Genomic DNA, 11,159 nt, shown 5'->3' with positions numbered 1-11,159 from the left:
ATCGGTCTCGACACCTGCCTGGCGATCCTGGAGACCCTGCACAAGGGCCTCGGCGATCCCAAGTACCGCCCCTGCCCGCTGCTCCGGCAATATGTGGAGGCCGGGTGGCTGGGCCGCAAGAGCGGGCGCGGTTTTTATACCTATAAATGAACAACGTCTTTGACGTTTGGAGGATGCGGAGATGACAGAGCTGGCCTTTCAGGATCAATACGCCGATGAATACGCCCATTGTTATGGCTGCGGAAGACTCAACGAAGACGGCATGAAGTTGAAGAGCTACTGGGACGGCGAGGAGACCGTGTGCCGTTTCACTGCCGATCCCAAATTTTCGGGCGGGTATCCGGGCTTTCTCTACGGCGGCATGATCGCCTCGCTGATGGACTGTCATGGGGCGGCGACCGCCTGGGCCGCCAAGGCCAGAACGGTGCAGCAGGAGGCGACCCGGTTTGTCACCGCATCTCTGAAGGTCGATTTCCGGGCTCCGGCGCCGACAAACGTCGAGCTCGAGGTGCGGGGAAAGATCAACGAGATCAAGGGGCGGAAGGTTGTTGTCGATCTGACCCTGTCGGCCGCGGGCAAGCTGTGTGCCGAGGGGTCGGCGGTAATGGTCGAGATCCCGATCAACAGACAGGAAGGTTAAGATGGAAGCGACCCGTGAAATATATTGGAATGTTGGGCACGGCTGGACCACGCTGGTGCCGATGTACCTGCTGACGATCGCCGCGATCGGGGTCCTGGTCTATGGCGGCATGCAGCGGTTGAAGGTCTATCGGTTGGGTAAACCGATCGATCGCACCGATGACCTGTGGCAGCGAATCGTCGACGCGACTGTGACTGTGCTGCGACAGGCCAAAGTCATCCGGGTCCGCTGGCCGGGTCTCGCCCACGGGGCTTTTTTCTGGAGCTTCGTCGTGCTGTTCATCGGCACCGCACTCATTGTCCTGCAGGCGGATTTCACCGATCTCCTGTTCGACATCAAGTTTCTTAAAGGCACCTTTTACAAGATCTTTTCGATATCCCTGGATATTGCCGGTCTTGTCGCCCTTCTGGGGTTGGGGGCCCTGTTTGTCCGGCGCTATCTTCTGCAAGCTTCGACCCTTGAAAGCACCTGGAACGATGCCTTCATGCACGGCCTGCTGTTTCTGATCCTGCTGACCGGTTTTGTGATCGAAGGCGCCCGGATGGCGGTGACCGAACTCGGCACCCCGCTTTCGTATTGGTCCCCGGTCGGGCTGGTGTTCGCCAAGGCCATGGCCGGCATCGGCGGTACGGGGTTGCAGCAATTGCACGTCTTCACCTGGTGGTTTCACCTGCTGCTGGTGATGGTGTTCATCATCTCGATCCCCTTCACCAAGTTTCGCCATATCGTCACCATTGCCGCCAACATGGTTCTGGCGGATCGCGGACCGATCGGCAAGCTCCAGACCATTGAACTGGAAAATGAGGAGACGGAGAACTTTGGCGCGGTCCACCTTGCCGATCTCACCTGGAAGGACATCTTTGATACCGATGCCTGTATCAAGTGCCAGCGCTGCCAGGATCGGTGTCCGGCATACACCACCGACAAGCCGCTGTCGCCGATGAAGGTCATCGACGACCTGGGCAGGGTCGCCTTTTCTCCCGTTCCGGACGCCAACCTGATCGAGACCGTCGGCCGCGACGCCCTGTGGTCGTGCACGACCTGTCGCGCCTGCCAGGATATCTGTCCGGCCGGGATCGAGCACGTCGGCAAGATCGTCGAGATGCGGCGCAATCTGGTTCTGATGGAGGGCGAGTTCCCCGGCGACGAGGTCATGACCGCGATGGAGGCCACCGAGGTCAACGGCAACCCGCTGGGGATGGGCTATGCCTCGCGCGGCGACTGGGCCGAAAACCTCGGGATCAAGACCCTTGCCGAGGAGCCGGAGGTCGACATCCTCTACTTTGTCGGCTGTTATGCCAGTTTCGACAAGCGCAATATCGCCGTCGCCCGCAGCTTCGTCAGCCTGTGCCAGGCCGCCGGGATCAAGGTCGGCATCCTCGGCAAAGAGGAAAAGTGCTGCGGCGAGCCGATGCGCAAGATGGGCAACGAGTACCTTTATCAGTCGCAGGCGATGGAGAATATCGAGACCATCAAGGCCTATGGGGTCAAAAAAATCGTCACCACCTGCCCCCATTGCTACAACACCCTGGAAAAGGATTACCGGGATCTGGGCCTGGAGACCGAGGTTGTCTCCTATGTGGTCTTTCTGGAACAACTGGTCGCCTCCGGCCGGCTGCAGCTCAAAACCGACGGCTTTTCCTGTACCTATCATGATTCCTGCTATCTGGGGCGTCATAATGGTATCTACCAGCCTCCCCGTGCGCTGATCGCCAGGGCCGGCGGCGTGGTCACCGAGATGGCCCGCAATCGCGACCAGGCGTTCTGCTGCAGTGCCGGCGGCGGCCGGATTCTGGCCGAAGAGAAAATGGGAAGCCGCATCAATATCAAGAGGGTGCAGATGGCGACGGAGGCCAAGGCCGCTGTGCTGGTCTCCAACTGCCCCTTCTGTCTGACGATGTTCGAGGACGGGGTCAAGGGAGCAGGGGTCGAGGAATCGCTGCGTCCACGTGACATTGCCGAGATCCTGGCGGAACGGATTGTGCAGCCGGCCGCTCGGGGATAAGCGGGAAAGGAATCAGGGAAGCCGCCCAAGGGAGGCTCTTGAGGATAAAAGGTCAATATTTTTCTGATGTTGATTACTACAACAAGGAGAACGGTATGAATATTCTGGTGTGTATCAAACAGGTTCCCGACATGGAATCGAAGTTCAATGTCAATGGCGAAGGCAGCTGGTACGACAGCGCCGACCTGGCCTGGCGGATGAACGAATATGACGAATATGCGGTCGAGCAGGCGGTGCAACTGAAGGAGCAGGCGGGCGGCGATCTGACCGTGCTCTGCATCGGTCCCGAGCGGGTCAAGGAGACGATGAAAAAGGCGTTGGCAATGGGCTGCGACCGCGGTGTGCATGTGGCCGACGACGACAGCTTCAAAAAAGACCCCTTCTCCATTGCCTCGATCATTGCCGAGCATGCCAAAGTTAAATCCTATGACGTCATCTTCACCGGGATGCAGTCGCAGGACCGGGGCAGCGCCCAGGTCGGGGTGCTGGCGGCCGAGACCCTTGGAATCCCCAGTGTCACGACCATCGTCGGCTTTGTCTTTGAGGGTGGAAAAATCACCGTCAAACGCGAACTTGAAGGCGGAGTCAAGGCGGTGGTGAAATTGCCGGTCCCCGCACTCGTGACCTGTCAGCTTGGTCTCAACACCCCGCGCTACCCGACCCTGCCCAATATCATGAAGGCCAAGAAGAAGGAAATGCTGACCGTTCCGGTGGCCGAGCTGTTGAAGACCTCGGCCGTCCAGGAGACGAAGACGATCTACTTCCCGGAAAAGAAAGGCGGCGGGCTTATCCTGGAAGGTGATATCGGCGAACTGGCTGACAAATTGATCAAGATTCTGAAAGACAAAACTGCCGTTCTGGCCTAGGGGGCATCTGATGAAAACATTACTTGTTGCTGAATATCGAGAAGGGAAGTTGCAAGGCGGTGTCTATGATCTGATCGCCTTTGCCAATAAGGTTGGCGCCGAGAGCGCCATGTTTCTCGTCGGCAGTGACGGCGAGCTGCCGAAATATGAGGGGACAGTCTATCTGGCCGATGTCGCCGCCTGCGGCGAATACAACCCGGATGTCCATAAACAGCTGCTGCTGGAGATTATCGCCAAGGTCAAGCCGGATATGGTGATCTTCTGCCACTCCTCCTATGGCTGGGACCTGGCCCCGCGGGTGGCAAACGCCTTGAAGGCCGGCCAGGTATCGGAGGTCGTCGATTTCGTCGACGGTCTTCCCGTCGTACCGGTCTGCAACTCCAAGTTGCGCCGCAAGGTCGCCGTCACTACCGCTACGACCGTTTTGACCCTGCAGGCCGGGGCCTTCAGCCTGGCCGACGACCCGACGGGCACCCCGACGGTTGAAAAGATCAGTGCCGGCGGAACCGGCAGGATCGAATTCGCCGGCTATGAATATGCCGAGAAAGGCGGGGTCGACCTGACCAAGGCAGCGGTGATCGTCAGTGCCGGACGCGGTATCGGCAAGCCGGAGAATATTGCTATCGTTGCCGGTCTGGCCAAGGCCCTGAAGGGTGAGTACGGGGCCAGTCGCCCGGTCGTCGATGCCGAGTGGGCGGAACATAACCGTCAGGTCGGCACGACCGGTCAGACCGTGTCACCGAAGCTCTATGTCGCCTGCGGTATTTCCGGGGCGATCCAGCATCTGGCCGGAATGAAAAAATCCGAATTTATCGTGGCGATCAATACCGACAAGGATGCCCCGATCGGCGAAGTTGCCGATGTCCTGGTGGTTGCCGATCTGAAGCAGTTTATCCCGGTGCTCACTGAGAAGATCGAGGCGATGTGAGGCGAAGGCGGAAGCCGAACCCTCAGTAGACATCTCGCTTCCACACGACAGGGGCCTTGGTGACAAGTGACGCCATCGCCTTGGGGGCAACCTGTCTCATGAACGGCCTCTCAGGCAAAAGCGACGTGATCCGGAACCAGCGGGGGGTTGCCCTGGAGACTTCTGTTTTCAGCACCCCCCTGCAACACAAGTGAGGCAAGAGTTCAATGATATTTGCAGGTCTCAAACTTATGGTCGTCGGCATGACCACCGTCATGCTCTTTCTGCTGTTGATGATTTACTTTATCAAGCTCGTGGCCTTCCTGACCAAAGGAGCCGCGGCGCGCGAAATTCAGGCGATAGCCAACGACCGAGCCATTCTGGCCAGTAAAAGAAAAAAAGCACAAGCAGTCCCAGTCCCATTACCAGTCCCAGTACCAGTACCTGGCAGTGACGGGGGGGCGCAATTTGCAGTCATCGCCGCCGCCGTTGCCGCCTACGAAACCGATATGGGTATTCGGGAATAATTTTGAAGAGAAGCTTTTTGGGGGAGCGTCAATGCTGCCACCCTCAATTCGAATCACCAAATCTATCAACAAAGTCACAGTTTCAATAATCTCAGCGAGGAGAAAAATCGTGAGCAATAAAGGGATTGAAAAGAGTACTGCCCCGGCTGCCGGCGCAACTGCCGGAACCCGCCATTACACCATCACTGTCAACAACCAGACCTACAACGTCACTGTTGCCGTTGCTGACGGTGCCCAGGCGCCGGCGGCGGGTTCACCGGCAGGCGGTATGACGGTCGCCCCGGCGGTTGCCGCTCCGGTCAAGGAAGGAACCGACGTCGATGCCCCGACGCCGGGTAATATCATCAAGATCCTGGTGGAGGTCGGCGAGAACGTTGTCGTCAATCAACCGCTGGTGGTCATGGAAGCCATGAAAATGGAATCCGAGGTCAACGCCCCCTGCGCCGGCAAGATTTCGGCGATCCATGTTGCCGCCGGTGACGCCGTCCAGGCCTCCGAGCCGCTTCTCACCATCGGCTGATTGGGTGCAGGTTTCTGCTTACCGGTTGAAGGCCGGTAAGCCTTTCTTCTTTGCTCATATCGGGTAGGTATTATGAAATCCAGATTTTTCATATTTCTATTGCTGACATGGCTGTGTACCTGGTCTCATGCCGCGCTTGCGGCGGACGAAACGGTCAATATAGTCGCGCCGGCAGACGCAAAAATAGTGCGGGTTCTCGCCCATCAGGACAGCTTTGTCTATAGCGGCGACGAGATCGCAACCCTGAAAAAGGAGGACGGGACGGTCATCGTCCTGAAGGCCGGTGCGGCCGGGAAAATCACCGCCATGACGGCCGTCTCCTTCCAGAACGTCAAACAGGACGAAGTGCTCGGGACCATCGCCACAACCCCGATCGTTGCCGACCAGCCCGTCGTCGGCGGCGACGGGACGCTGCCGGCCATGTCTGAACTGCTTGTCGACCTTGCCAGAACCACCGGTGCCTATGGCATCTTCGAAGGGCAGACGACCCAGGACTGGACAGTCGGCATCGGCCGGGTGTTGATGATCACCGTCGGCCTGGTGCTCCTCTACCTCGGCATCTTCAAAGGGTTCGAACCGCTGCTGCTGATACCCATCGGTTACGGGGCGATCCTCTCCAACATCCCGCTCGCCGGGATTGCCGAACCGGGGGGAATCCTGACCTATATCTATGATGTCGGGATCAACACCGGGGTCTTCCCGCTGCTGATCTTCATGGGGGTAGGCGCCCTGACCGACTTCGGCCCGATGCTTGCCAACCCGAAAACCATTCTGCTGGGCGGGGCCGCGCAACTGGGCATTTTTACTACCCTGCTGGGTGCCCTGTGGCTCACCGATCTGGTGCCCGGCATCAATTTTTCCCTGCGCGATGCCGCCTCCATCGGGATCATCGGCGGCGCCGACGGGCCGACGGCGATCTTCCTGTCGAGCCAGCTCTCGCCGCGACTGCTGGGTTCAATTGCGATCGCCGCCTACTCCTACATGGCCCTGGTGCCGCTGATCCAGCCGCCGATCATGAAGTGGCTGACGACTGAGGAGGAGAGGAAGATCAAGATGGTGCAGCTGCGGCACGTCTCCAAACTGGAGAAAATCATCCTGCCGCTGCTCGTGCTGACGATCTGTATGCTCCTGCTGCCGTCGGCCGCGCCGCTGATCGGGATGTTCATGTTCGGCAACCTGGCCAAAGAGTGCGGCGTCGTCGACAAGCTCTCAGATACTATCAAGAACGCCTTGATGTATACGGTCATCGTCTTCCTTGGCCTCGGTGTCGGCAGCAAACTGTCGGCCGATAAATTCCTCAATGTCGAGACCCTCGGCATCCTGGTGCTGGGCATGATCGCCTTCAGCATCGGCACCGCCGGTGGCGTTTTGATGGCCAAACTGATGAACAAGCTGTCGAAAAACCCGATCAATCCGCTGATCGGCGCGGCCGGGGTGTCGGCGGTACCGATGGCCGCCCGGGTCGTCAACAAGGTCGGTCTCGAAGCCAACCCGCAGAATCACCTGATCATGCATGCGATGGGGCCAAATGTTGCCGGGGTAATCGGCTCGGCCGTGGCCGCCGGTGTGCTCCTGGCCCTGCTGTAGACATCGGGTACGGCTTTTCCGGCTTGATGGCACTTTGCAAATAACAATGTGGACATCTTCCTTCCCTTCTGGTGATTTTCATCACCTGCTACAGGGGGGTGGAAGCATGTCCACATGCGTATGGTATCCAAAAAAGGGAGTTACGTTATGAAAGAGACCAATCCGTTGATCGGGAAAATGCATCTGAAAAAGATCGGACACCCGATGGTTGACCCGATGTCGGCGATGAATATGAAGAAGGGCAAAATCGTCACCGCTGAAGAGGCCATCGATCTGATCCGCGACAACGACACGATTGTGACGGCAGGCTTTGTCGGCGCCGGATTTGCCGAGGAACTCGCCATCGCCCTCAAGGAGCGGTTCCTGAAGACCGGCCGGCCAAGGAATCTGACGTTCACCTATCCGGCGGGGCAGGGGGACGGCAAGGGCAAGGGGCTCAATCACCTCGCCCTCGAGGGCCTGGTGGGGAGAGTCATCTGCGGCCATACCGGTCTGACCCCGGGGCTGGGAAAACTGATCCATGAAAACAAGATCCTCGCCTACAACGTCCCGATGGGGGCCGTGACCCAACTGTATCGCGACATCGCTGCCGGCAAACCGGGCAATCTGACCCATGTCGGCCTCGGCACCTTCATCGATCCCCGGGTTGATGGCGGCAAGCTCAACGACCTAACCAAGACTCAAGGGGAAGATCTCATCACCCTGATGCAGGTCGACGGCAAGGACTATCTGTTCTACAAGTCCTTCCCGATCCATGTCGCCTTCCTCCGCGGCACGACGGCCGACCCTAACGGCAACATCACCATGGAGAAAGAGTGCATGGTCCTCGATGCGCTGGCCATGGCCCAGGCCGCCCGGAACTCCGGCGGGATCGTCATCGTCCAGGTCGAACGGCTCGCCGAAAGCGGAACCCTCAACACCCGCGACGTCGTCATCCCCGGCATCCTGGTCGACTGCGTCGTGGTGGCCAAACCCGAGAACCACTGGCAGACCTTCGGAACGCCATTCAGTGTCGCCTACAGCTGTGAGCACCGGGTGCCGATGCAGGCGATTCCGCCGCTGGAAATGGGCGAACGCAAGATCATCGCCCGCCGCGCCGCCTTCGAGCTCAAGCCCAACAGCATCGTCAACCTCGGCATCGGTATGCCGGAAGGGGTGTCGCGGGTTGCCAACGAGGAACGGGTACTGGAATATGCCACCCTGACGGCCGAATCGGGTATCATCGGCGGCCTGGTGGCGGGAGGGCTGGATTTCGGCGCCGGCGTCAACTCCGACGCCTTGATCACCGAAAACGCCATGTTCGACTTCTACGACGGCGGCGGCCTCGACATCGCCTTTCTCGGCATGGCCGAGACGGATGGGGAAGGAAACGTCAACGTCAGCAAGTTCGGGCCTCGTTTTACCGGCCCGGGGGGATTTATCGACATCAGTCAGAATGCCAAGAAGGTCTGCTTTGTCGGGACCTTCACCGCCGGTGGGCTCAAGACCTCGGTGGAGGACGGCAAGCTGAACATCGACCAGGAGGGGCGGGAGAAAAAGTTCGTCAGCCAGGTGGAGCAGAAGACGTTCAGCGGTCAGTACGCCGTAAGCATCCGGCAGCAGGTGCTGTACATCACCGAGCGCTGTGTCTTCACCCTGTGCGAGGATGGGCTGGAACTGATTGAGATCGCCCCCGGAATAGACCTGGAGACCCAGGTTCTGGCCCTGATGGATTTCAAACCGGTCATGCGCCGGCCGCCGAAACTGATGGATGAACGCATTTTCCGGCTCGCCCGGATGGGGATCAAGGACGATCTCCTCAACATCCCCATGGAGGACCGTTTCGCCTACAATGCGGAGGACAACATCTTTTTCATCAATCTTGAAAACTACTACATGAAATCGAGTGAAGAAATTCAGGAGATGAAAAAAGTCGTGGGGTCGATCCTGGAACCCATCGGCATAAAGGTGCACACCATCGCCAACTACGACAACTTCAACGTTTCACCGCACCTTGTCGACGAATACGTCGAAATGGTGAAGTACGCGGCAAATTTCTACGAGAGCGTCACCCGCTACACGACCAGTACCTTCCTGCGGATGAAACTCGGAGACGAATTGCAGAAGCGGGGGGTTTCGCCCCACATTTATGAAAGTAAAGATGAGGCCCGCAAGGCACTGGCTGACTTCTGAGTCGAGAAAGATGCAGTGATGTCGCCCCCTGGGCAATGATGTTCGGACCAGCGGCGCCGGTGGCGGGAAAACGACCTTTCCCTCGGCGCCGGCGCCGGACCCACAACCACTCCGCACTCCATGGTGGTAGTCGATTCGATCTTCTCTGACACGACTACAACTCGCCTCTCTCCGCAGCCGGTTTTTCTCCGCGGCAGCGACATGCTCAAGAAATTGCAGATTTTGACCCAAACAGCCGGCCCAGACAGCCGCCGGTCAGTGTATCCATCCATCGACATGTCTCCCGTTGGGTTCACTCCACCAACATCCCGATTCCAGGCAGAACCGAACGGTCACATGTAGACGATCGTCTACATCTCCCCACTGATCCCCATCCCTCCATGTTCTTACTCAAATTATTTTATCGCGTAATATCAATGAATTGATTTTTTCGGCTGCACCCCATCGGTTCTGGCACGATTACTGGATAAAGGCAGCAGAGTCACTCGCAGCATTCAAACCCAGAAAACATCAAGCAGGAGGCCCCATGTTTACCGAATCAGATGAGATCCGCATCGTCACCGAGACTATCCGCCAGGCCGCACGAGAGAAGATCGCCCCGGTGGCGGCAACGACCGACGCCACCGGTGAACTCGACCGCGATGTCTTGACGCTGTTGTGGGACCTGGGGCTGATGACCATGGTGTTCCCGCCCGAACACGGCGGCCCGGAACAGAATAAGGGCACCCTGCTCTGTGTCGCGGTCGAGGAGATCGCCCGCCACTGTGCCTCGTCGGCCCTGATGCTGATCATCCAGGCGGTCGGCAGTTTCCCCCTGCTCCACGGCGGCAGCCCCGAGCTGCTGGCCCGGGTCCTGCCCCGCATCGTCAAGAACCGGGAGCTGGCGGCCTACCTGGTGTCCGAACCCGGCGCCGGCTCCGATGTCTCTGCCCTGCGCACCACGGCGGTCAGGGACGGCGACGACTACATTCTCAACGGGACCAAATGCTTCTCCACCAACGGTCCGGTCGCCTCGTACTACACCGTTCTGGCCCGTACCTCCGATAACGGCCGCAACGGCCTGACCTTTTTCCTGGTCGAGCGCGACACCCCCGGTCTGACGGTGGGCAAGATCGAGCGCAAGCTGGGGCAGCGCGGCTCGAAGACCTCGGAAATGTACCTCGATGGGGTCCGGGTCCCGGTCGCCAATGTGCTGGGCGAGGTCGACAAGGGCTTTCTGCTGGCGATGCAGGATTTCGACATGTCGCGGCCGGCGATCGGGGCCCAGGCCCTGGGGATTGCCGAAGGGGCCTTCGAGCAGATGGTGAAGCATAGCAAGGAGCGCAAGACCTTCGGCCAGGCGCTGTGCGAACACCAGATGATCCAGCAGATCATCGCCGACAGCGCCACGAAGATCGAGGCGGCCCGAGGTCTGATCTACCGGGCGGCGGCCCAGTTCGACAACGGCCAGCGCAACACCAAGCTGGCCTCGATGGGCAAGCTCTTCGCCTCCGACGCGGCGATGCAGATCACGACCGACGCCATCCAGGTCTTCGGCGGCTACGGTTACATGCAGGACTATCCGGTGGAACGGATGTTCCGCGACGCCAAGCTGACCCAGATCTTCGAAGGGGCCAACCAGATCCAACGTCTGGTCATCGCCCGAGAGATACTGAAAGAAACCGCGTGAATCGCCCTGTCCGAAATTCTCCACCAATCATAACGAGGGAAATCGATGAAACATCTGACTGAAGAACAACGCTTGACGATCGATATGGTCCGCGACGTCGTGGCCAAGGAAATCGCCCCCCGGGCCCAGGAACTCGACGAGACCGCGGCCTTTCCCGAGCATGCCCGCGATCTGTTCGCCGAGCTCGGCCTGCTCAACCCGCTGCTGCCGGAAGAGTACGGCGGCACCGGCATGCCGGTCTCGACCCTGGCCCTGGTCCTGGAAGA

The 11,159-nt window shown here is 59.2% G+C and carries 11 protein-coding genes; all 11 read left to right on the top strand.

The annotated features are described in order from the left end of the window. On the top strand, positions 1–150 hold a 150-nt coding region (locus tag HNQ81_RS16990), incomplete at its 5' end, for a 3-hydroxyacyl-CoA dehydrogenase family protein (protein ID WP_244960494.1). A gap of 31 nt (positions 151–181) precedes the next feature. Beyond that, on the top strand, positions 182–640 hold the full coding sequence (locus HNQ81_RS16985; protein WP_183352592.1) for a PaaI family thioesterase: 459 nt from the start codon (positions 182–184) through the stop codon (positions 638–640). A 1-nt stretch (position 641) separates the two neighbouring features. After that, positions 642–2,645 (top strand): heterodisulfide reductase-related iron-sulfur binding cluster, encoded by a 2,004-nt coding sequence (locus tag HNQ81_RS16980; protein WP_183352590.1) that lies wholly within the window; start codon positions 642–644, stop codon positions 2,643–2,645. A 95-nt stretch (positions 2,646–2,740) separates the two neighbouring features. Continuing rightward, positions 2,741–3,511 (top strand): electron transfer flavoprotein subunit beta/FixA family protein, encoded by a 771-nt coding sequence (locus HNQ81_RS16975; protein WP_183352588.1) that lies wholly within the window; start codon positions 2,741–2,743, stop codon positions 3,509–3,511. Between the two features lie 10 nt (positions 3,512–3,521). After that, entirely contained in the window at positions 3,522–4,439 is a 918-nt protein-coding gene (locus tag HNQ81_RS16970) for an electron transfer flavoprotein subunit alpha/FixB family protein (protein ID WP_183352586.1), read from the top strand. Positions 4,440–4,645: 206 nt separating this feature from the next. After that, positions 4,646–4,945 (top strand): OadG family protein, encoded by a 300-nt coding sequence (locus HNQ81_RS16965; RefSeq protein ID WP_183352584.1) that lies wholly within the window; start codon positions 4,646–4,648, stop codon positions 4,943–4,945. 109 nt (positions 4,946–5,054) lie between these two features. Further along, positions 5,055–5,465: a biotin/lipoyl-containing protein gene (locus HNQ81_RS17965; protein ID WP_337833470.1), complete on the top strand. Its 411-nt coding sequence runs from the start codon at positions 5,055–5,057 to the stop codon at positions 5,463–5,465. 522 nt (positions 5,466–5,987) lie between these two features. Next, the gene (locus tag HNQ81_RS16955; RefSeq protein WP_420842288.1) at positions 5,988–7,052 is read left to right on the top strand and encodes a sodium ion-translocating decarboxylase subunit beta; all 1,065 of its coding nucleotides are present in this window, start codon (positions 5,988–5,990) and stop codon (positions 7,050–7,052) included. Positions 7,053–7,199: 147 nt separating this feature from the next. Beyond that, the gene (locus tag HNQ81_RS16950) at positions 7,200–9,224 is read left to right on the top strand and encodes an acyl CoA:acetate/3-ketoacid CoA transferase (protein WP_240191847.1); all 2,025 of its coding nucleotides are present in this window, start codon (positions 7,200–7,202) and stop codon (positions 9,222–9,224) included. A 526-nt stretch (positions 9,225–9,750) separates the two neighbouring features. Next, positions 9,751–10,893 (top strand): cyclohexane-1-carbonyl-CoA dehydrogenase, encoded by a 1,143-nt coding sequence (locus tag HNQ81_RS16945; RefSeq protein ID WP_183352578.1) that lies wholly within the window; start codon positions 9,751–9,753, stop codon positions 10,891–10,893. Between the two features lie 45 nt (positions 10,894–10,938). Next, the coding region (locus HNQ81_RS16940) for an acyl-CoA dehydrogenase family protein (RefSeq protein WP_183352576.1) at positions 10,939–11,159 on the top strand (221 nt) is incomplete at its 3' end.

The organism is Desulfoprunum benzoelyticum (assembly GCF_014201505.1).
GTDB lineage: Bacteria > Desulfobacterota > Desulfobulbia > Desulfobulbales > Desulfocapsaceae > Desulfoprunum > Desulfoprunum benzoelyticum.
The sequence above is the reverse complement of the archived record's forward strand: the minus strand, read 5'-3'. Positions and strand labels throughout refer to the sequence as shown.